This window comes from Reinekea marinisedimentorum (assembly GCF_004341165.1).
GTDB lineage: Bacteria > Pseudomonadota > Gammaproteobacteria > Pseudomonadales > Natronospirillaceae > Reinekea > Reinekea marinisedimentorum.
The window spans coordinates 50,791-72,479 of sequence record NZ_SLZR01000017.1; the positions used below are offsets into that span (position 1 = coordinate 50,791).

The window sequence follows — 21,689 nt, forward strand, 5'->3', positions numbered from 1 at the left end:
CCGCCACCGGCAGACTGGCCTCTTTCTACAGAGGGATAAAAATGAAAAAAACACTAGGATTATTAGCTGCTGTTGCAGCAGTCAGTGCCTGTCAAACTACACCTACCCGGGCAATTAACGTCGCCAATGAATACACCGCGCCCGCCGAAACAGCAGACGCCAGAGAGCAGATGCGTCCTGCCCTGACGGAATGGTGTGATGATTACCTTAATAACATGGAAGGTGCAGTCTTAAGCTGCAAGCTGATCAGCGATGTCATGCTGTTTTCCATCAGGTTAAAGCCGCGCTATGAATGGGATGCCTCGGGTATCGAAGCCACCACCGATGGGCTCTCCGACTGGGCATGCCAGGCTTTTGAAGGCCCCTTTGCAGCCGGTTACGCCTTTGCCACCAATATTGATGGCACCACCAAAGTTAAGGTGACAACCCGCGAGACCTGCGCGGCTAAGCAAGGCTAAGCAAAAATCGCCGGATTCACCCAGTTTTCCGGCGCGTCTTCGCCTTCATTCTGGTACGGTAATACGCCGATCAATGGCGCCCGTAACATGCGTTGCAGCGTTTGAATGTTCTCGTTACGAACTGCCATCTCCGGATCGATGCAGTTTGCAATCCAGCCAGCCAGCTTCAGCCCATCACGCTCAATCGCTTCAGCGGTGAGCAGCGCATGATTCAGGCAACCCAGCTTCATCCCCACCACCAGAATGACATCCAGCTGCAAATCTTTAGCGACATCGGCCAGGGTTTCATTGAAATTCAGCGGCACGCGCCAGCCGCCTGCACCTTCAACCAATACAAAGTCGGCCTGCGTGGTCATAAAGGTGCCGCGACAATAGCCGGAAACAGTCTGAACACTAAGCCGCTTTTGTTCCTGGTGAGCAGCAATGTGCGGGGCAATCGGCTGCTTCAGCAGCACCGGATTGACCTGTGCATAATCCAGCTTTACGGATGAAGCGGCCATCAGCGCACGCGCATCCTCGTTGCTCCAGTGATCATCAATCTGCTCGGCTCCGGCAGCGACCGGCTTTAACCCCAAGGTGGATAAACCAAGCTGACCGGCACGGGTTAACAGCATCTCTGACACCTTGGTTTTACCAACGTCGGTGTCGGTCCCGGCAATAAAGTAACGTTTTCTCACGCAGTCAATCTCACGACAATTCAGGTTTTCTTACGATCAGGTAGTAGACATCCCAAGTGGCGGGAAAGTGGCCGTCACGGCAACGGAACTGTTCATAACACTGCAGCATTTGGCGCAGGCGGTTCCTGCCCGGCGCTGCCGGGCGATCAACGTGGCTGGCACCCAGTTGTTTGAGTTCATGCAACAGGGTCATTGGGCTCTGATACCGAACCTGCAGGCGTTGTTCACGCCACAGTATGGTTTCAAAACCGCACTCCCAAACGGGTTCCAGCCAATGGATGCCATCATGAAATCGGTTCACATGCGGCACATCATCAACCATCGCCCAGGCCTGACGCAGCTCCCACAAAGTGCGTGGGCCTAGCGTCGCCAGCGCCATCACGCCACCGGGGCGTAAGGCTTTTTGCATGTGCTGGATAAACAGCGCCGGCGATTCCAGCCACTGCACTGCCAGACTGGAAACTGCAACATCAATGCTGTTTGCAGCGAAGGGCTCTGCCTCCAGATCGCACACCCGGGTTTCAACTTCCGGGAGCTTGCGACGGGCAATATTCAGCATGTCGCTGCTGATATCAGCGGCAATGATGTGGTCGGGCCGGGCCAGCTGCTGCAGCTTGGGCAGGCAATAGCCCGTACCCGTACCCATATCCAATGCTGTTCCGCCGCGCGGCACATGGACGGATTTCAGCTTGGCAAACAGCTCATCCGCGATATGACGCTGCAAATGTGCGGCATCATCGTAACTGGCGGCGGCTTTTGAAAAGGTTTTGGCAACAGAGACTTTATTCATGCATTCCTATCCAGCGGGCAACGGCATCAGGGTTCTGCCATAACAATGCGTGCTCACCGGGCATAGTCGTAATGGATTCAGCAATGTTCTGCCAGCCCGTCGAGGCAGGAAATACCGGCACCAGCTGATCAGCTTCGGCCAGTAATACATGGATCGGGCAGGAGAATTTGGAGCGGGAAACATCGATCTGGTACAACCAGCTCAGGTGGTCAGACTGGTCTGAGTCGAGCATCAGGGGCAGCAATTTAAACGCATTAATCGAGCTGACCAGCCGCGAAAATCGCTTGCGGGTATGAACGGCATCTTTCTTATAGTAACTGGCAAAATCACGGGCAAAGTGATCCTGCATGCCATAACGCCCAACAAAGTGTGAGCTGCTGTTCATCACCAGAACCTTGGTCACCTGGCTGGAGCGCAGCGCCAGTTCACAGGCCAACAGCGCGCCCAGAGACCAGCCGACCAGCGTGGTATCGGCCGGCAGTTTGGCGGCGGTTGTTTCCAGCCACTCTTCACGGCTGCCGGTAAATTCGGCATAGCTGAGGGTGGGTTGTGCTTCATCGCCCATAGCCTGCCACAAAGGTTCAAATACCTCTGCACCAAACTGCCAACCCGGTACCCACAGTCGTGTCATTTTAAGTCTTCCATAACGCCTAACAGATATTCTACATTGTCGGCAGTGTGTTCTGCACTCAATGTAACGCGCAGCCGGGAAGTCCCCTTCGGAACCGTTGGAGGACGAATAGCGGTCACCAGAATACCGCGCTTCAGTAGTTGCTCACTCATTGAGACCGCTTTTTCGTTTGCACCGATCACGACAGGCTGAATTGGCGTATAAGACGGCATTAATTCATAGCCAAGCGTCTTAATACCTTCACGAAACTGCTGAATACGCTCTGTGAGATTCGTCCGCGCTGCATTGGCACCGGCAACTAACTTCAACGCCGCACGGCTTGCAGCCGCAATGGCCGGGGGTGTCGCGGTGGTATAGATGTATGGTCTGGAGACCTGCATCAGGTAATCAATTGTCGATTTATCACCGGCCACAAAGGCGCCACTCGTTCCAAAAGCTTTTCCCAATGTACCCACAATTAAGGGCACTTGCTCACTGCTTAAGCCTAGCTTATGGACCAAGCCACCGCCACATTGACCGATCACCCCAATGCCATGCGCATCGTCGACCATGAGCCAGGCACTGCTGGCCCGGGCAATATCAGCCATCTCGCACAGGTTGGCACAATCTCCGTCCATTGAGAATACGCCATCAGTCACGATGAGCTTCTTGCCTTGGGCGCGCTCCAGCTGCTGAGCCAGATGATCGGTATCGTTGTGGCGATAGCGCAACGACCTGGCTCCACTCAGGCGCACACCATCGATCAAAGATGCGTGGTTGAGTTTATCTTCCAGCACGGTATCGCGGCGCGACATCAGCGCACTGATCACGCCGATATTGGCCATGTACCCGGTGCTGAACACCAGAGCCGCCTCCCGGTCGACCAAGGCCGCCAGCTCCTGTTCCAGCAGTTCGTGCTCCAGATGATGGCCGGAAACCAAGTGCGAAGCGCCTGCGCCAACACCGTACTGCTCTGCGGCTGCGCGCATTGCAGCGGCTATAGACGGGTGGTTCGCCAGACCGAGGTAATCATTGCTGGTAAAGGACAGCACTTCTTTGCCATTAATGACCGGGCGGGTGCTTTGCGCCGACTGCAGCTGGTTGCGCGAGCGCAGCAAGTGCTCTTGCTTTCGCTGCGCCAACCAGCCGGGGATGTCATCAAAGCTGCGCACAGCCAAACCTGTTACAGCGTGGCATCGTAGAAGACGTTGTTATTGCGCTTCGGGCAATTTTTTGGATCGAACGGTTCAACATCGTCCGGCAATGGCGCAGCATCGGCATTAATGCCCAGCTTGTTAAACAGAGCGCGGTCACTGTTGGCTTCCGGATTGGCGGTGGTGAGCAGTTTATCGCCATAGAAGATGGAGTTAGCACCGGCAAAGAAGGCCATGGCCTGCATCTCTTCACTCATATTTTCGCGCCCGGCCGACAGACGCACATGCGACCGTGGCATCAGAATGCGGGCAACCGCGATGGCCCGCAGGAACTCAATGGCGTCAATCTCTTCGTTATCGGCCATGGGCGTGCCTTCAACCTTCACCAGCATGTTTACCGGTACGCTTTCCGGGTGCGGGTTCATGTTGGCCAGTTGAATGAGCAGGCCTGCACGGTCTTCAACGCCTTCGCCCATGCCCAGAATACCGCCGGAGCAGATCTTCATGCCGGCATCGCGCACGTTCTGCAGTGTTTCCAGGCGATCGGCATAGGTGCGGGTGGTGATGATCTCGCCATAGTATTCCGGCGAGGTATCCAGGTTATGGTTGTAATAATCGAGCCCGGCTTCCGCCAGTGCCTGTGCCTGCGCGCCTTCGATTATGCCCAGGGTCATACAGGTTTCCATGCCCAGCTCTTTCACGCCCTTCACCATCTCCAGAATGTAGGGAAAGTCTTTCGCCGCCGGCGAGCGGTAGGAAGCACCCATGCAGAAACGGCTGGCTCCGGCGTCTTTTGCGGCCTGCGCCTGTTCAATCACCTTCTGCACTTCAATGAGCTTTTCTTTTTCAAGGCCGGTGTTGTAGTGCGCCGACTGCGGGCAGTATTTGCAATCCTCCGGGCAGGCACCGGTCTTAATAGACAGCAGCGTACTCACCTGAACGGCATTCGGGTTGAAATTGGCGCGGTGTACAGATGCGGCCTGAAACATCAGGTCATTGAACGGCAGGTTAAACAGCTGAACAACTTCTTCTTTATTCCAATTGTGGCGGGTTGCAGGCATTTTCTGAGCGGTCATTTCTTGCAGTCCGGTAATGTGAATTTTTGCCGATACTAAAGCAGGCCTTTTCAATGTCAATTCGACCAAAAAATAAAACTTACCTTTGGTTAATATTTAATCTGAAACTTTAATTAGCCTGTACGGTGTTCAGGCGCTATGCTGATGACCTTCCAACAACTCAGGCATTAGGGACGATGCAGGTTGGTTATCATTCACTCCTCAGTTGGCTGCCGCTACTGTGCCCGGGATGCACGCAACCTTCCCGGCACGGCCTGTTGTGTCCGGTTTGCCGCAGTTATCTCAGCAGCATTAATGAACCCTGCCCGCTTTGCGGCGAACCGGATTGCAATGGCGAAATATGCGGCAACTGTCAGAAGCGCCCACCGCTCTGGCAATCTGCCCGGTTGCCGTGGCACTTTTCAGGGCTGACCCGGTTTCTCATACACGACTTCAAATACAACCATAACCTAGCCGCCGGCAGAGCGTTGGCTGCTGAGTGGCTGGCGGATTTTAGCCCGGCGGTTAAACCGGAGGCCATTGTCGCTGTACCGATGCACCACCGCCGAAAACACTACAAGGGGTTTAATCAGGCGGAATGGCTGGCCGGGCGCATGAGTAAACACTTACAGATTCCGCGCTGGAACGGGCTGGTCCGTCAGCAGCAAACGGTCACGCTGGAAGGCCTGACCAAAAAAGAGCGCCAAAAAGCGCTCACCAATGCCTTTGCCGTACGCGAGGCTCCACCGCAGCACATCGCCTTGGTTGATGACGTTTATACCTCCGGTGCTACAGCGACTGAAGTTAGCCGAACACTGAAAAAGGCCGGTTGCCAGAAAATAGACATTTGGGCCTTAGCCCGAACACCTCTACAATAGCCAGCCAAATTTTCAGCCTCGAAGGAATCCACCATGTACTGCGATCGTCAATGGGTACTGGCCTCAAACAATGCCGGCAAACTAAAAGAATTCAGCGAGCTGCTGGCACCGATGAACATTGCCATTGCACCACAGCGCGAGTTTGGTGTTGAGGATGCCATAGAGGATGGCCTCAGTTTTATCGAAAACGCCATCATCAAAGCACGCCATGCTTCTAAAGCCACTGGCTTACCTGCGCTTTCAGATGATTCCGGCCTCGAAGTCGACTATTTACAAGGCGCGCCGGGCATTTATAGCGCCCGCTATGCATCGATGAATGGCGGCGAAAAGAGCGACCTGGCCAACCTGCAGCGGGTGCTTAAAGAAATGGAAGGGGTACCGGCAGATCAGCGCACTGCCCGCTTCCACTGTGTGCTGGCATTTGTGCGCCACGCCAAAGACCCAACACCCATCATCATTCAGGGCACCTGGGAAGGTACTCTGCTGGAGGCACCCCGCGGCGAAAACGGATTTGGTTACGACCCTATCTTCTGGGTAGAAAGCCACCAGTGCAGCTCTGCTGAGCTGAACAAAGACGAGAAGAACAGCCTCAGTCACCGCGGCCAGGCCGTACGAGCCTTTAAAGCGAAAATGGAAAGCCTGCTTTGAGCACATCTGCGGTTACGAAACGCCTGCCACCGCTTTCGGCCTATGTGCACGTGCCCTGGTGCATTCGCAAGTGCCCTTATTGCGATTTCAATTCTCATGCCTCATCTGCAGAGAACATCCCCGAGCGCGAATTCCTGAAGCGAGTGGCTGAAGACATCCATCAGGATGCGGCGCTGGCGCAGGGCCGCAAGATCGAAACCCTGTTCTTTGGCGGCGGCACACCCAGCCTGCTCTCGGCTGACGCCATTGGCCAGATTCTGGAAATGCTGGATAAACAGGTAGGTTTCGCCGCGAACGCAGAGATCACTCTGGAAGCCAACCCCGGTACGGTGGAGGCACAACGCTTTCAGGGCTATCACCGCGCTGGTGTGAACCGGCTGTCCATTGGCGTTCAGAGCTTCAGTGATAGCTACCTGCAATCGCTGGGGCGAATTCATAATGCCGGTGATGCCATGCAGGCGTTTATCACCGCACGCGAAGCCGGCTTCGACAACATTAATCTCGACCTGATGCATGGTTTGCCGGATCAAAGCTTGTTTGATGCCATGCACGACCTGGACACCGCCATCTCGTTAAAGCCCGAGCACCTCAGCTGGTATCAGCTGACCATCGAGGCCAACACCGAGTTCTACAACAGCCCGCCACCGATTCCCGAAGACGATACCCTGTGGGATATTCAGCAGGCGGGGCAACAAAAACTCGCCAACGCCGGCTTTGGTCAGTATGAGGTTTCCGCCTATGCGCAGCCGGGCAAGGAGTGTCGGCACAACCTGAACTACTGGCAGTATGGCGACTACCTGGGCATTGGCCCCGGGGCGCATGGTAAATACACGCACCAGAACGCCACCACCGAGATCATCCGCACGCGCAAAACCCGGCTGCCGAAAGACTACCTGAACGCCAACAAGCCGCTGGTACGTCTGGAAGAAGCCGTTGCGCCCGCAGACCGCCCTTTCGATTATTTTATTAACAGCCTGCGGCTGCGCAAAGCCACCTCCCTTACAGAATTCGAAGCCTTTACCGGCGTGCCTTTGGCGCACATTGAAGCAAAGCTTGCGGAGCTCACCAATAAAGGTTTACTGAATCGGAACAACGATTTAATAGCCACAACCGATGCAGGTTTTCTATACTTGAATGAAGTATTAGCTTGCTGGCTGGAGTAACCGATGAAGCAACGTATCGCCCTGATGGGCTATTCCTTTCTGTGCTGGTTACTGACTCCGGTCGTCTTCTTCAGGCTCTGGCTGAAGGGCAGAACCCTGCCCGCATACCGCAAGCGCTGGTCAGAGCGGCTCGGTCGCTGGCCGGAATTTCCGCAAAACTGTTTCTGGGTACATGCCGTCAGCGTGGGCGAAACCATCGCTGCACAAGGGCTGATTAACCAATGGCAGGAAAAGCACCCGGATATCCCGGTGCTGGTCACCTCCACAACGCCCACCGGCTCTGAAACCGTGGTAAAGCTGTTCGGTAGCAACGTCTATCACGCCTACCTGCCCTGGGATACTGCGCGCCTGCAACGCAGACTGGTGAAGCGCCTGAAACCCCGTATCCTGGTCATTATGGAAACCGAGCTGTGGCCGAACCTGATTCGTGCCTGCCGCGAACAGCAGGTGCCGGTGATGCTGGCCAATGCCCGCCTGTCTGAAAAATCCAAGCTGGGCTATCAGCGCTTCCCGGCTCTGACCACACCGATGCTCAATAGCCTGACCGCCGTGGCTGCGCAGCATACGCCCGATGCCGACCGCTTTGCCGAATTGGGTATCGATGACAAAAAGCTTCAGGTTACCGGCTCAATCAAGTTTGATATTCAGCTCGACCCAAAAGCCGCGCTGGAAACCCGGCAGCTCAAGCAGATGATCGGTAACCGCCCAATCTGGATTGCCGCCAGCACGCACGAAGGCGAGGAAGCCCGCATCGCGTCCATTCAGGCCAAGCTGCGGCTTAAAATTCCCAATGTGCTGCTGATCCTGGTGCCACGTCACCCGGAACGGGCAGATCGCGTTGGCGGCCTGCTCTATAAGCACCACCTTGAATTCGCCCGCCGTTCCCACAATGAAGTGCCCGCGGCAAATCAGTCGGTTTTCCTCATCGATACGTTAGGTGAAATGATGACCTTTTTTGGCGTTGCGGATGCCGCCTTCATCGGCAATACCCTGCTGGAAGACGGCGGTGGCCATAACCCGATTGAGCCCGCCGCGCTGACCAAGCCAGTGTTGGTCGGCCCTTCGTACATCAACTTTCAATCCATCGTTGAAGCGATGCGCAGTGAGCAGGCGATCATCATCACCCAAACCGATGCTGAGCTGCAGAACCGCCTGACCGGCCTGCTGCAATCCAAAGACCTGCGCGATACCTACGGCCAGCGGGCTTACCTGTTCTTCCAGAAGCAACAGGGCGCACTGAAGCGACTGATCGGCTGGATTGAAAACCTGATCAACCTTGCGCCTTCGGCACCGGCCAATGCATTGCGCTTCCGCCGCGTCACCCAGAAGGAAGACGATAATTTTCAGGTCTGATCCGTCAGCCATCAAATTAACTTTCCTGCTTGAGAACCGGGCTGGTTTTCGTACTATTGCCAGCCCGACATCACTGCCGACCTGAGCCCTTAAGCAAAAGCCATGCGCCAAATTGTTACGTTCACCCTAATAGCCAATGCCATTGCCGGAGCCCTACTGGCCCTCTGTTACTGGCTGATACCCGCCATGAGCAGCGTTAAGCCGGTCGATGCTCTGTTCCTGACCGGTATTTTCTTCTGGTGTGTATCGACCATCATGCGGCTGAGCACCAAACGGGTTAAGAAAGAATGGAACCGCAATGAAGTCATCATCACCGACCCACAACTGGTTATGCACGCCAGCAGCTGGGCGTTTCGCTTTCTCATTGCCGGCATTCCCGGCATCGTCGCATCAATTGCACTCGGCACTCTTATCTACTGAAGGATACCCTCATGGCTAATACCGCCTGCGCCCGGCACATACTGGTAAAAACACGCGAACAGGCTGAAGACATCATCAGGCGCCTGAATAAAGGCGAAGACTTCGGCAAACTGGCGAAGAAATTCTCCACCTGCCCATCGGGTAAAAAAGGTGGTGACCTGGGGGAATTCCGCCGCGGCCAGATGGTCAAAGCCTTCGATGATGTGGTGTTTAAGAAGAAGGTATTAGAGATTCACGGGCCGGTGAAGACCAAGTTTGGCTTTCATGTTATTCAGACGATTTTTAGGACGTAGGGGGATGTGAGACGTTGGATGTGAGACGTGAGATGTTAGATGTTAGATGTTAGATGTTAGATGTTAGATGTTAGATGTTAGATGTTAGATGTTAGATGTTAGATGTTAGATCCTAGACGCAAGGTGTATCAGAGCTACCGGCCGGAACTTTCTGCGCAGGTGCCGAGGGGTGTTTGAGGCCGAAGGCCGAGTTCCCGAACACCTAAGCAGGAAGTGCCGGGTGGTGGCGCGTGGCTGAAGGCGTGAGGCGTTGGATGTGAGACGTGAGATGCTAGATGCTAGTGGTTCGGCTTGATGCCAGCGGGAGTTGCAGGCCACCCTGTAACTCCGGGTGTGAAATTAGAGGTTACTCTACGAGCTTTCTGGCGGCTTCGATAACGATATCCCTGGCCGGGTTTTCGGAATCCTGCTTACGCCAGATAAACGAAAACTTCCGTTCCATATTTAATTCCGGCACGTTCAGTATGCACACCGCGCCGGCATCCACCCACGGCTGAACCGAGCGGGAACTGAGGCCGCTGAGGTACTCAGCATTCTTCACCAGCTCCAGAATCACACTGGCCTGATCGTATTCACGGTGTACCTGCAACTGATCAATGTGCTTGTGAATATTCAGATCGAATACCTCGCGGGTACCGGCACCGGGCTCACGCAGTACCCAGCGCTCCTGGCTGAGCTGCTCAAAAGAAACCTCATCCAGGCTTGAAAGCGGGTGATCGGCGGAGGCCACAATAACCAGCTCATCGTTGCACCAGATGCTGCGCTCAACACGCTCATCATCGCAGTGGCCTTCGATCAGGCCGAGGTCGTAACGGAAATCCAGCAAGCCATCAATAACGTGCTCAGTATTCTCAACACCCAGCTCAATGGCGAGCCTCGGGAAGTCTTTATCCAGCTGAGAGATCAGCTGTGGCACCAGGTGCAGTGCCGGTGTCTGGCTGGAGCCTAATGCCATAGAGCCACTCACCAGATCCATATCCTGCATACCAGCCTGAATGCGGGTACCGGTGGCCAGTAAATCATGCGCCAATGGCCGCAGCCACTCACCCCAGCTGGTCAGCTCCATGCGGTGACCCTTTCGGGTAAACAGGGGTTTATCCAGCAGGGTTTCAAGCTGGGAAAGCGACATACTGGCTGCCGACTGGCTGATATCCAGTTCTTTGGCCGCCAGTGACACGCTATTGTGCGTCGCGACCAGATAAAAAACCTGAAGTTGGCGGAGGCTGAATTTCATATCAATTTACCTGATGCGTTTTATTAGTTTCATTATTGTTATAACTGTAGACGCCTAATCGGTCTTTTTAAACGAGGCTCTATACAGTTTATTCGTCGGCTTCCAAACCGATCAACTGCCGCAGGGCAGCCATTGCCTTTCGCCAGACGGCGGGTAAATCGTCTTCATCAAGCGCGTCCAGCAGGTTCTTCACGTTCAGGCCCATCTCCACATCGCCTTCAATGGACAGCTTACGCTGGAAAAACAGCGTATCCGGGTCGGCATGCTGGCTGATCAGATTCAAATAAGCAGGAACGTTCGCGCTGATCACCACATCCGGCGTTAGCTCCGGATCGACCAGCAGGCGTGCGCCATCAAAGCCAATGTGCCAGGCCAGATTACGGTCACGCACGGCGATAGCACAGCAGCGGTTTTCGAGAAAATCAAAATCGCCGTTTTCGATCAGCTCAGCCAGGGCGTGGTTTAAAACCGGTGCCAGCGCCTGCGCCTGAACCGATTTCGGCAGGCCGGAAAGCACAATAGAACCGCCGGAAGCCAGGCGCTCAATCGGCTTAACAGTGCGGGTTACTTTTTGAACTTTGGGCTTAACTGTCTCGTTCAGTTTTGCCAGAACGTCTTTGGAAAGGCCGGTTGGATCAAATGCCATTATCGGTATCACTCATGGTAAAAGCACGACCCTACTCATTCTTCGGCCGCTCGATATTGATACTCATCAATGCGGCTCTACCCAGCAGGATTACACTCGCCTCTTTTTTTACCAAAGAGAAAGCAATGGAATTAGTTTGTCCTGCAGGCAGTCTTAATGCGTTTAAGGCGGCTGTTGAAAACGGTGCCGATGCAGTCTACATGGGCTTTAAAGACGAAACAAATGCCCGCCATTTTGCCGGTTTGAACTTTAATGATAAGGCGGCACAAAAGGCGCTGACACTTGCCAGGGAAAAAGGCGTAAAACTTTTTATTGCAATCAACACCTTTGCCAACAGCGAAAACTGGTCGAAGTGGCAGCAGGCCGCAGACTATGCGGTAGAGCTGGGTGCCGATGCCATCATCGCCGCCGATAATGCCGTACTTGAGCATGTCGCCAAAAACCACCCGCAGCAAAACCTGCACCTGTCGGTACAGGCTTCGGCCACCAATGCCGGAGCGCTTTCATTCTATAAACGCCATTTCAACATCAAACGCGCGGTGCTGCCGCGGGTGTTATCACTGCCACAGGTAGAAGCGCTGGCCGATAGCAGCCCGGTAGAGCTGGAAGTATTCGCCTTTGGCAGTCTGTGCGTCATGGCCGAGGGCCGCTGCTATTTAAGCTCGTACCTGACCGGTGAATCCCCCAATACGGTGGGCGCCTGCTCTCCGGCTAAATATGTCTCCTGGGAAAACAAAGGCGATGAACTCAATGCCCGCCTGAACGGGGCGCTGATCGACTGCTACAGCAAAGAAGAAAACGCAGCCTACCCAACCCTGTGCAAGGGCCGCTTTAAGGCCCTGGGTAAGCAGTTTAACGTGCTGGAAGAACCCACCAGCCTGAACACCATGGATATTCTGCCGCGATTGCATTCCGCCGGCGTTAAAGCCCTGAAGATTGAAGGCCGCCAGCGCAGCCCGGCCTATGTCGGTCAGGTGGTTAAGGTTTGGCGTCAGGCGATTGATCACTACATGGCCAATCAGGATGCCTTCACTGTGGATGAAAAATGGCGCAGCCAGCTACTGGAGGTTTCCGAAGGCTCGCAAACCACGATTGGCGCTTACGAACGCGACTGGCAATAAGGAACACGAATATGAAACTGACTCTTGCGCCTATTCCTTTTTACTGGCCAAAACAAACTGTACTCGATTTTTATCAACAGGCTCAAAGCTGGCCGGTAGACCGTATTTGCCTGGGTGAAACCGTCTGCTCAAAGCGACGCGAAATGCGCACCGAAGACTGGCTCGACATCGCCAGGCAATTGCAGGCCGCCGGCAAAGAGGTGGCGATCAGCACACTGGCTCTGGTCGAAGCGGAATCGGAACTGAAAGCCATTCGCAGCCTGTGTGAGCAATCTGATATCACCGTTGAAGCCAACGACCTCAGTGCTGCCGAATATCTGTACCAGAACGGCAAGGCCTTCACCGGTGGGCCGTTCCTGAATATCTACAATGTTGAAACCCTGAAGCTGCTCGCTCAGGATGGCCTGAGCCGCTGGACTCTGCCGGTTGAGCTGGGCCAAAAAGAACTTTCAGACTTGCTGGCCGATATTAAACGCGAGCAACTCAATATAAAAACCGAAGTGATGGTGCACGGCTACCTGCCGCTGGCGCTTTCTGCCCGCTGCTTTACCGCACGCGCAGTTGACCGCCCTAAAGACGCCTGCAAAAAGGTCTGCATTGAGTACCCGACCGGCATCCCGGTCGACAGCCGTGAAGATCAGCGTCTGTTCAACCTCAATGGTATTCAAACCCAAAGCGGCCTGATTCTGGATTTACTCGCCGAGCTGCCCACACTGGCAGACATGGGTGTTGATGCGGTTCGTGTTGTGCCCAGCCAGCCGGATATGTCGGAAATTATTCATACTTATGCACGAGCACTTTCCGGCGAAACGGGTCTGGCTTCTCCGGCCTCCTCTGCGTCATACTGCAATGGCTACTGGTATGGAAAAGAAGGAATGGCGAGCTTGTGACGCTTTACGCGAAACTGGATCAGTCTGAGCGCAAGAACACCGGCAAAACCCGAAAAAACCGCTCAGGCTTTAACCCTCGCTGGCCCGGCAACAGCTATGCGATGGTGCACCTGCACAGCATTGTTTCACTTTCAATTCTGCCGCTGACCGTCGTCGGCGTCATGTTCATTGTTTTTGGCTATCTGTCGCTTTTTATCTTTCACGATCATCAGCGCAACGTCTTCGTTGTGCCCGGTGCGCAGCTTTCCGCCGTGGCGTTCCTGTTATGGCTTGTGGTGAAGCACCGCCCGATTGTTATTAAGGTGCGCGTTGCCCCCTTCTTTGCTGTGTTTGCCTGGCTGATTACCGGCCTGTGCGCGGCCATCCCCATTGCGGAAGTCGCAAAGGTCAGTGCGGTTGACGCGGTGTTTGAATCTTTCAGTGCCTTAACCACAACCGGCTCAACCATCTTGACCGGGCTCGACGACATGCCCCCCACCTTTCTGCTGTACCGGCAGTTTCTGCAATGGATGGGCGGGCTGGGCATTGTTATCTTTGTTGTGGCCGTACTGCCGGCGTTAAACGTCGGCGGCATGAAGCTGCTGAAAGCGGAAGTTCCCGGCCCGATGAAGGACGATAAACTGGTTTCGCGCACCGTCAGCACTGCGCAGTACCTGTGGGTTGTTTATGGTGCCATAACCGTACTGTGTGCCATTTCTTATCACTTTGCCGGTATGGATTGGTTTGATGCCATCAGCCACAGCTTTTCAACCGTCTCCACCGGCGGCTTCTCTACCCATGACGACAGCCTGGGGTATTTCCAGAGTGAGCTGATTTACATTATCAGCGACATCTTCATGATTGCCGGCGCACTTAACTTTGCGCTGCACTTTCACTTCTTCCACAGCAAGAAGTTTTCTATTTACTGGCACAACGAAGAGACCCGTACCTTTCTTATTATTGTTGCCGCTCTCAGCCTGGCGGTTTTTGCCACCATCTACAGCTCAATTACCGATGAAAGCCCGTTGCACAAACTGAATCACGCCACCTTTCTACTGATCTCCTTTATGACCAGCACCGGCTTCGGGGCAGAAAACTTCACCAGCTGGCCGTTAGCCGCGCTGTTTCTGCTGGTGGTCAGTGGCTATCTGGGTGGCTGTGCCGGCTCAACCGCCGGTGGCAGCAAGATCATCCGCATTGTTATCCTGTTCAAGCTGGTGCGTCGCGAAATCCGCCGCCTGGTGCATCCCTACGGTATATTTTCCATTCGCTATCAGGGCAAAGCTGTAGAGGATTCCGTAACCCGCAATACGCTCGCCTTTATCTTCTTTGTCATTCTTTCTGCCGTGGTTTTAACCCTACTGTTGATGACCACCGGTTTGGATCTGTGGTCGTCTATATCGGCCGTCAGTGCCTGTTTGAATGTATCCGGCCCGGCCTTTGGCGAGCTTTCCAGTAACTTCATACCGGTGAACGATTTCGGTACCGGATTGCTGGCCTTTGCAATGCTACTCGGCCGTTTGGAATACCTCACCATTTTGGTGCTGTTTCTGCCCAAATTCTGGAAGTACTAAACACTAAATTGGTGCTTTGGTACAAAAAACGCACAACAAAGCCTCATTCAAAAGTTACACACTGAATCTGTGGATAACTCTTTGGATAATCTTTTTAAAACTTAGCTAAGCCCCCAGAATACGGGGACTCTGGCGATTGTTTCAATTTTAATCAGCGCTGTTTCGAACTTTAAAAATCAAAGAAAAACAATAACTTAGAGCTATTTATATTGAATTAATTAACCTTGCCAAATTGAAATTCAAAAACGTTCTGTGAACGACTCATTTAGTGGAAAAAATCGATTGACATCGCTCGGGTGCGGTAACTAAAAGGCTTTCAGCGCAAGTTACTCACTTTTACACCGGCTAAAACAAAATTTTTTAATGGTTTATTAACTAGTCCATTCATGAACATCAGGATGAGACTCATTGCCGTTTGAATTGGCTGCTAAACTTTTCAACAAACGACTGCGACAGGAAGCTAGTTTATGTACCGAATTATTCTCATCCTGCTGTTCATTTCTGTGGCCCGCGCCGAACCCATAGGCAACCTGGTCACTGTGATTGACGGGCTGAATGTAGAGTCGAATGAAAACATCAGCGATGACTACATTCGCTTGGATCTTCATAGCCCCAGCTATCAAACTGCGAACAACATCAATAAGGCGGTCAGTGAATGGCTAGGGCCAAAGATGGTGATTGTGCAAAACAGCGGACGGGTTCTGGTGCAGGCACCGCGTGACAGTAGCAGCCGGGTTGCCTTTATCGCCGCCCTGCTGCAGCTAGATGTGGATTAGCGAAGGGGCCAGAGCGACGCTATACAAAAAGGAAGCCATCGCTTCCTTTTCTGTTTTGGTTACCGCTGTAGAGCGGGCTAATTCAGTGCTTCAATTTGAGTGGGTTTATAGGTGGTATCAATAAACAGATCCTCATCAACCGCGTTTTCGCCCTCGTCACCGTACAGGTCGATCGTCATCAGGCCATCTTCATCTGAACCGGTAGACGCCCCGATGCCAATGTAAACGTGATCGAAAAACGAATCATAACCAAGGCTGCAGACTTCATAGGTGTTGCCATCATCATCCAGAGTAACCGCTTCAATGGTGTAGTCTTCGTCGTCATAGGCATCATCGTTGTCGTCACTCTTGGTATAGTGATAGACGTTGTAATCTTCTGTATCCACCAGGGTGGAAAAGTAAAACTCGTCATCACTGATCAGCACCAGGTTGTCAATTTCACCCTCCAGATAACCCACGCCATCATCAACATCGTCATTGGCGTAGTCTGCATCCACTAACATTGTGACCATGTAATTTTCTTCACCGTCGTTGTAATCGTCAGCATCAAACTCACCGGATACATCGCCAATACGAACAATGCCATCGGGCGAAGCAACAAAGACCAAATCATCTTCCACATGCATTTGAGTTGCACCAGTCACACCTAAATTAATGTAATAATCTGAGAGGGTAATGCTGCTGACACTGTCTTCACTGGGGTCATATTCTTCCTGCTCTTCATTGTGTGAGACAAAAACGGGCTCGTCATCGTCGTTTTCATCGACCAGTACAACACAGGAGTATTCATTGCTGCATTTTTCCAGCAAGACGTAGGTCAGATTATTGGCTTCAACAAGATCGACCGCCTTCGAATGACTGGAGCTGTAGGTAAAGTCAGATAAATCCAGCTGATTAGTGATAAAGTCGCTTTCATCTGCCTGGGAAGTATCAACCTGAATCAGGTATTTAGAATCGTAAAGCGCAACATAACTCATCGTGCTGCTGAGTTTTAAGAAGTCATATGGGTTACCTTCACCGTCTTTCGCTTCAACACTCATGCTGTTAGAAAGCCAGATCTCTTCAGCGCTATCGCTGTAGTAAACACGGGCAATTTCATCGTCGTCCTGATTCAGGTAGTAAACGTAGTCGGCGTCTTCATCGTATACCGAGATCACAATATCATCGGTGGTGATCGCCTCTTCACCCTCATTGGACTCATCCCCAAACACCACATCCTCGTCTTCATCGGTATCGCCAATAAATATGACGTAAGATTTGGAGCCACTGGAATTGGTCGCCGCCAGCACTAACCGCTCTTCAAAGCCATCCATATCGGTGGTGACATTCAAATCGCCTTCCATGCAGCTGCACAGGGTGAATAGCGAAATGGCTAAGGCCAGTTTTTTCATTGCAGAACTCCAAAGGTAAATTGGGCGCAATGATATAGAGTTGCTTGGGCTTGGGGTCGGCTGTTACGTAAAGAGAGCGTTCGGGTTTTGCACATTTTGCGGGGATAAAAAAGGGAGCTAAGCTCCCTTTTTAAAATTTTCTTTTGATTAAAAGACTTCGATTTGGGTTGGGTTGTAGGTGGTCTGAATGAACAGGTCATCCTCCACACCATACAAGCGATCACTAACCGCAGAGGTCGTTGGATCAAAAACTTTTATACCGGGCTCTTCGGTGCCGTCAAATTGAGCATGAACTGAAATATATACATAAGAGCCACCATTGGCGATATCTGAAACGTTATAAGAACTGGAATCACCCAAGTCTATCTGAGCTACGTTTCCACCCAAGCTATCAGCAAAGTAAACATTATTGCTTCCCCAGGAAACATATGTAGAGAAGTAAATATCACCATCGTTATTCACATTAACGCTGTAGATATTACCTTCAATAGTAATGCTGCCATCATCATAGGATTCATCTATAAGCGTTGTAACTACAATATCATCTCCGGAATCATTTGGAACAAATGAAACGATGGCACTGTCGTCAGCTTTGGCGCCAGCACTATTGTAATAATCTCCGCGCCCTACAACATAGACGGTGTCGTTATAAACTGAGAAGTTACCCGCGTTACTAGTACCAAGATTGATGTAATAGTCACTCGTTAGCGTATCCATACTTGGATCAAAAATGCTGGAACTATCATTTGGCTTAACAATATTCCCAGTTTCAGCATCCAAAACCACAACCCACGATTCATCTACCACATTCCACCCATCAAGGCGCTCTAACAAAACATAAAGTTTGTCGCCCACGATTACCATATCGGTCATGTTCGGATAGGTTCCAGAGTAAGCAAATTGAGACAGATTGATCTCACTGAGAATAAAATCATCTGCATTAGTTTCCGAAGGATTCACTTTCAGTAAGTATGCTGAATCATACAGTGAGATATAACCAACATTAGAATTATAAACTATATAGTCTTGAGGATTACCAGTACCATCATCAGCCTGAACACTATATTGCCATTGGTAAACAAGCTCTTCTAAGTCAGCATCCCAGGAAAACTTGGTTAAATTGTCATAGCCGTAACGACCAATCCGGTAAACATCACCGTTGTAAATAGTGATTCCGATATCCGCCGGGTTTGTTGTCGCAAGGTCACCTTCAATAACTTGGTTATTGTCGTCATAGTTGGCCAGAGCAATGTCAGAGGTTTCATAGTCTGATGTTTGCGTAGCGATGGCCAGGCTAGCATCGATATAGGCATCACCAGAAGTACTACTGCTATCATCGAAACAACCGAGCAGGCTTAAGGTCAGCCCAACTAAAAGTAATCTTTTCAAACTCTAACTCCTTATTTAAATTCAAGTGTGATCGTATATGAACGACCTGGTACTACCTTGCGGTCGTAATCGAGGTAATAGTCATTAAAAAGGTTTTCAACTTTCGCTGAGAGCTGCCAAGGCGATTTACGCCATACCAGCTCTGCGTTCACAACCTCTTTAGTTGGAGCTTTAGTTGAATTTGCCCGGTCATAATAGAGCCCATCTTCGTAAACATGGCTTAAGCCAGCCTGCCAACTTGAAGTGACATTCCAACTGATGCTTTGTTTAAGGGATAGTGGGTAATAACCAGGAACCTGGTTTCCATCGTAACTGGAAACCTGTGAATGAATAATGCTGTCTTGCACGGAGCCAATGCTACTCAAGCGAATGGTCTGCCAGCTCTTTTCCAGCTGCCATTCAAGCCCAATATACTCAGCACTCTCAAGATTGATGTATTGACCAACACCGCCAGAACTGTAAATCGCAATAATAGGGTTTTCACTATAGCGGTAAAACGCAGTCAAGCTTGTCTGGTATGAGTTCGCTGTATACCCGAATGCAATATCAGTACTGATAGCCTGTTCGTTTTCTAGTTCATCATTCCCAACAAATGAACCGATGTTGCCATAGCGTTCAATTAAATTAGCTACTCGATACGAATATTGCAGACCCGACTGGACACTTACCTTGTTTTGGTCATACCGCAACCCAAGCTGCCCGCCATAAAGATTGCTGCTGTCTGACTCATCACCGGAGTCATCACGATATATTAGGTGCCTTAGACTGGCAGTAGCGGTTAGCTTGTTAATGAACCATTCAGAAGAAAGCGCTGAAGAAAATTGACTTCGACTTGCATCGACGGTTGTCCCCTCGATAGAGTCTTCCAGAGTGAAACAATCATGACTCAATGAATTGCTCAGCGAAACAACGCCTGCTTCCAAAGATTTAGATGTCGTTTGATTAATCTGAGCACTTAACAGTTGATCTTCACTATCATTAGCGTTCCAACCGATTGCCGAATCAGGATCATAGTAGTGACCTTGATTATCCAACAATTGAATTCGGATGGACGAATCAACGCCCTCAGCCCATTGATTAAGGTTCGCAGAAAACAAAGCACTAATATCAGTCTGATCGTAATAGGCTTCTTCAATATCACTGTTTTGATAGTCTGGTAATTCTTTCTTACTTTCGAAGTAACTTAATGCGATGGAGTACTGGTTTTCATCCTGTTGATAACTAGTCGCTACTGTAATATTAGCCAACTGGTAGGCAGCGTTACTTCGCGTGTCTGTATAGTCATCTGAGTCGTCGTCCGGCGTATTCGCGTCATTAGTAAATTCGAAGTCGTTTTCAACATTCAGAACTTCAAAGCTGGCGCTACTGCTCCAATTACCGTCAACAACGTTACCGCCTCCGGCTGTACGAACATGATCGAAACTACCGAGTTCAAAAAGTAAATGACTAGCACTAGTGGTATTCTGCTTCCGCACAATATTCACCGCCCCACCCGGACTCCCCTGCATCAGCAACGTCGGCGAACTACCCGGATAAATCTCAATGCGCTCAACATCATTCAGTAACAGGTTATTCAGGTTGCCACCTTCACCGGCGACATTCGGCTGTATAACACCATCGATATAAATCTGCGTTTGCTGGCTGGGCGCGCCACGAACACGTATAGACGAGTAACTACCGGTTTCACCGGTTTCCTGAATCTGTACGCTGGGGGCTTGCTCTAAAACATCAGCCACGGTGATGTCGCTGGCGCTAAAGTCGTCACTGGAGATTACGGTAACCGCGGATGTCGAAAACTCTGGGTAGGTGGTATAGGCAGGCACAAACTCGGAGTACACCGTTGAAAGTGTACTGACGTCGTCTTCTGCATAAGAGGTTTGTAATACGCTGATCAGTAATGCAACAGCACTACCTGCGCGAAGAACCTTTAGAAACATGCACCCACCGTACTCAAAGAATGAATCAGGCCGGTATCCGGACTCGAAAAAGCCAGCAAGACATGCCTGCTGTCGGCCATTAACCCTTCCCGCTTTCGCAGTGGTTTGTTTAATGCCGATGGTTTACTCTTTCTTACCGTTGCGGGGGCAGTACCAGATTTACACTGGTTTCCCGTTTAAACACGCTACTAAGTAACAACGTCACCTGAATTTTGCAGCGATTATAGAGTGCCAACCGAACCCGTCAACACATTTCCTTTACACAAAAAGTACGACCTACGGTCGATAGCAGTGGTCCTCACGCTGTCACTCCTGCTGCATTTTGCAGTGTTATTTTTTGTACGCTGGCCGGATTTCAAATCTGAACCGGCAGTAGACAAGGTTGCCACCGTCAATGTTCAAGTCCGCAAGGCTACTGCACCTACCGAGCAAAATCAGACAACCAAGCCCGCTACTGCAGAACCTCAAAAGACCAGCCCGGCTCCTGAGCCAAGTACGGCAGAACAGCCAGCAGTGAGTAACGAAATAAGCACGGTTGCTGAATCACAGGTAAGCGTGGCACCTACGGATGTTGCTGTGCCAAAAAGCCAATCAGCAAAACCAGAGTCGGTTGAGCAACCTGTTGTCGAACCTTCAGCAATAGCCCCCACAATAAAAACCGAGGCTGAACCGACGGAAGTAGAGCCAAAGACGCCCGCTAACACCGAAGCAGAAGCAGAAGCAGAAGCAGAAGCAGAAGCAGAAGCAGAAGCAGAAGCAGAAGCAGAAGCAGAAGCAGAAGCAGAAATTATGGAGCCTGAAACCAGCAGTGCAGCAAGCACATCTGAAGCACCGGTAGCGGAGGAAATAACCCTTTATTACGATGGTGCATACTCTGCTGCGAAGTTCGCAGGCCAGGTGCCCGTGGTCGTTAAGCCTTTAGAGGCAAAGCGAAAACGCCTGAAAGGCACTGTAGTGTTACGCGGGCTGGTGGATGAATCCGGAGAAATTCAGGGTCTGTTTATCTATAAATCTTCCGGTCAACTGGTGCTGGATGATGCGGCTTTAACCCAGGCGGCCGTATGGCAGTTTGAGGCGGCGGATGTGAAGGGGGTTAAGGTGAAGAGTAACGTGGAGATTCCGGTGGTGTTTCAGTAGGAATAAGAAAGCCCCGGTTAGGAGCCTGTAGATAAATTTGTGTAACTGCTTATCATCATTGCCTGCAAAGGCTAAGGATAAGCACTATGAACAAAGAGCAACTTGAAGCCCTGGCT

22 protein-coding genes and 1 riboswitch are annotated in these 21,689 nt (G+C 51.6%); of the genes, 12 read left to right on the top strand and 10 right to left on the bottom strand.

From position 1 onward, the window contains the following. The first annotated feature begins 41 nt into the window (after window positions 1-41). Window positions 42-458, top strand: coding sequence for a hypothetical protein (locus BCF53_RS15825; RefSeq protein WP_132703123.1), 417 nt, complete (start codon window positions 42-44; stop codon window positions 456-458). Here BCF53_RS15825 and bioD read toward each other — a convergent pair. Genes bioD through bioB form a run of 5 tightly spaced genes read right to left on the bottom strand, consistent with a single transcriptional unit; the run spans window position 455 to window position 4,765 of the window. Then, window positions 455-1,135: a dethiobiotin synthase gene (gene bioD / locus BCF53_RS15830; protein ID WP_132703125.1), complete on the bottom strand. Its 681-nt coding sequence runs from the start codon at window positions 1,133-1,135 to the stop codon at window positions 455-457. The genes BCF53_RS15825 and bioD overlap by 4 nt on opposite strands. 10 nt (window positions 1,136-1,145) lie before the next feature. Further along, complete coding sequence (gene bioC / locus BCF53_RS15835; RefSeq protein ID WP_132703127.1) at window positions 1,146-1,925, bottom strand: malonyl-ACP O-methyltransferase BioC; 780 nt, start codon at window positions 1,923-1,925, stop codon at window positions 1,146-1,148. Beyond that, window positions 1,918-2,556: an alpha/beta fold hydrolase gene (locus tag BCF53_RS15840; RefSeq protein ID WP_132703129.1), complete on the bottom strand. Its 639-nt coding sequence runs from the start codon at window positions 2,554-2,556 to the stop codon at window positions 1,918-1,920. Before BCF53_RS15840 ends, bioC begins: the two co-directional genes overlap by 8 nt. After that, window positions 2,553-3,707 carry an 8-amino-7-oxononanoate synthase gene (bioF, locus tag BCF53_RS15845; protein ID WP_132703131.1) on the bottom strand — a complete coding sequence of 385 codons (1,155 nt, stop codon included), beginning with the start codon at window positions 3,705-3,707 and terminating at the stop codon, window positions 2,553-2,555. The genes BCF53_RS15840 and bioF overlap by 4 nt, the downstream gene beginning before the upstream one ends. An 11-nt stretch (window positions 3,708-3,718) precedes the next feature. Next, the gene (gene bioB / locus BCF53_RS15850) at window positions 3,719-4,765 is read right to left on the bottom strand and encodes a biotin synthase BioB (RefSeq protein ID WP_132703133.1); all 1,047 of its coding nucleotides are present in this window, start codon (window positions 4,763-4,765) and stop codon (window positions 3,719-3,721) included. A gap of 176 nt (window positions 4,766-4,941) precedes the next feature. On the opposite strand from bioB, the gene BCF53_RS15855 reads away from it, so the two are divergent. From BCF53_RS15855 to BCF53_RS15880, 6 genes are all read left to right on the top strand, one after another. Beyond that, the gene (locus BCF53_RS15855) at window positions 4,942-5,622 is read left to right on the top strand and encodes a ComF family protein (protein WP_132703135.1); all 681 of its coding nucleotides are present in this window, start codon (window positions 4,942-4,944) and stop codon (window positions 5,620-5,622) included. Between the two features lie 33 nt (window positions 5,623-5,655). Further along, the gene (gene rdgB, locus BCF53_RS15860) at window positions 5,656-6,270 is read left to right on the top strand and encodes an RdgB/HAM1 family non-canonical purine NTP pyrophosphatase (protein ID WP_132703137.1); all 615 of its coding nucleotides are present in this window, start codon (window positions 5,656-5,658) and stop codon (window positions 6,268-6,270) included. Continuing rightward, entirely contained in the window at window positions 6,267-7,433 is a 1,167-nt protein-coding gene (gene hemW / locus BCF53_RS15865) for a radical SAM family heme chaperone HemW (RefSeq protein WP_207902757.1), read from the top strand. The genes rdgB and hemW overlap by 4 nt, the downstream gene beginning before the upstream one ends. Window positions 7,434-7,436: 3 nt before the next feature. Beyond that, window positions 7,437-8,786: a lipid IV(A) 3-deoxy-D-manno-octulosonic acid transferase gene (gene waaA, locus BCF53_RS15870; protein WP_132703139.1), complete on the top strand. Its 1,350-nt coding sequence runs from the start codon at window positions 7,437-7,439 to the stop codon at window positions 8,784-8,786. A 102-nt stretch (window positions 8,787-8,888) separates the two neighbouring features. Further along, window positions 8,889-9,206 (top strand): hypothetical protein, encoded by a 318-nt coding sequence (locus BCF53_RS15875; RefSeq protein WP_132703141.1) that lies wholly within the window; start codon window positions 8,889-8,891, stop codon window positions 9,204-9,206. An 11-nt stretch (window positions 9,207-9,217) separates the two neighbouring features. Further along, complete coding sequence (locus BCF53_RS15880; protein WP_132703143.1) at window positions 9,218-9,499, top strand: peptidylprolyl isomerase; 282 nt, start codon at window positions 9,218-9,220, stop codon at window positions 9,497-9,499. Between the two features lie 346 nt (window positions 9,500-9,845). On the opposite strand, the gene BCF53_RS15885 is transcribed toward BCF53_RS15880, so the two are convergent. After that, entirely contained in the window at window positions 9,846-10,733 is an 888-nt protein-coding gene (locus BCF53_RS15885; RefSeq protein ID WP_132703145.1) for a LysR family transcriptional regulator, read from the bottom strand. Window positions 10,734-10,821: 88 nt separating this feature from the next. After that, complete coding sequence (gene ubiT / locus BCF53_RS15890) at window positions 10,822-11,379, bottom strand: ubiquinone anaerobic biosynthesis accessory factor UbiT (RefSeq protein WP_132703147.1); 558 nt, start codon at window positions 11,377-11,379, stop codon at window positions 10,822-10,824. Between the two features lie 125 nt (window positions 11,380-11,504). Here ubiT and ubiU point away from each other — a divergent pair, with 125 nt between their 5' ends. From ubiU to BCF53_RS15910, 4 genes are all read left to right on the top strand, one after another. Continuing rightward, window positions 11,505-12,500: a ubiquinone anaerobic biosynthesis protein UbiU gene (ubiU, locus tag BCF53_RS15895; RefSeq protein ID WP_132703149.1), complete on the top strand. Its 996-nt coding sequence runs from the start codon at window positions 11,505-11,507 to the stop codon at window positions 12,498-12,500. Between the two features lie 11 nt (window positions 12,501-12,511). Then, window positions 12,512-13,390, top strand: a complete 879-nt coding sequence (locus tag BCF53_RS15900) for a U32 family peptidase (protein ID WP_132703151.1) — start codon at window positions 12,512-12,514, stop codon at window positions 13,388-13,390. Then, window positions 13,387-14,943 (top strand): TrkH family potassium uptake protein, encoded by a 1,557-nt coding sequence (locus BCF53_RS15905; protein ID WP_243645849.1) that lies wholly within the window; start codon window positions 13,387-13,389, stop codon window positions 14,941-14,943. The genes BCF53_RS15900 and BCF53_RS15905 overlap by 4 nt, the downstream gene beginning before the upstream one ends. Window positions 14,944-15,410: 467 nt before the next feature. Beyond that, entirely contained in the window at window positions 15,411-15,719 is a 309-nt protein-coding gene (locus BCF53_RS15910; protein WP_132703153.1) for a flagellar basal body P-ring protein FlgI, read from the top strand. Window positions 15,720-15,796: 77 nt separating this feature from the next. Here BCF53_RS15910 and BCF53_RS15915 read toward each other — a convergent pair whose 3' ends face one another. The 3 genes from BCF53_RS15915 to BCF53_RS15925 all read right to left on the bottom strand — a co-directional run bounded on the left by BCF53_RS15915 (window position 15,797) and on the right by BCF53_RS15925 (window position 20,436). Continuing rightward, window positions 15,797-17,110, bottom strand: coding sequence for a hypothetical protein (locus tag BCF53_RS15915; protein ID WP_132703155.1), 1,314 nt, complete (start codon window positions 17,108-17,110; stop codon window positions 15,797-15,799). Between the two features lie 147 nt (window positions 17,111-17,257). Further along, complete coding sequence (locus tag BCF53_RS15920; RefSeq protein WP_132703157.1) at window positions 17,258-18,499, bottom strand: hypothetical protein; 1,242 nt, start codon at window positions 18,497-18,499, stop codon at window positions 17,258-17,260. Window positions 18,500-18,510: 11 nt separating this feature from the next. Continuing rightward, the gene (locus BCF53_RS15925; protein WP_132703159.1) at window positions 18,511-20,436 is read right to left on the bottom strand and encodes a TonB-dependent receptor; all 1,926 of its coding nucleotides are present in this window, start codon (window positions 20,434-20,436) and stop codon (window positions 18,511-18,513) included. A gap of 11 nt (window positions 20,437-20,447) precedes the next feature. Then, a riboswitch (cobalamin riboswitch) is annotated at window positions 20,448-20,660 on the bottom strand. Between the two features lie 103 nt (window positions 20,661-20,763). Here BCF53_RS15925 and BCF53_RS15930 point away from each other — a divergent pair. Next, complete coding sequence (locus tag BCF53_RS15930; RefSeq protein WP_132703161.1) at window positions 20,764-21,573, top strand: energy transducer TonB; 810 nt, start codon at window positions 20,764-20,766, stop codon at window positions 21,571-21,573. The last annotated feature ends 116 nt before the right edge of the window (window positions 21,574-21,689 follow it).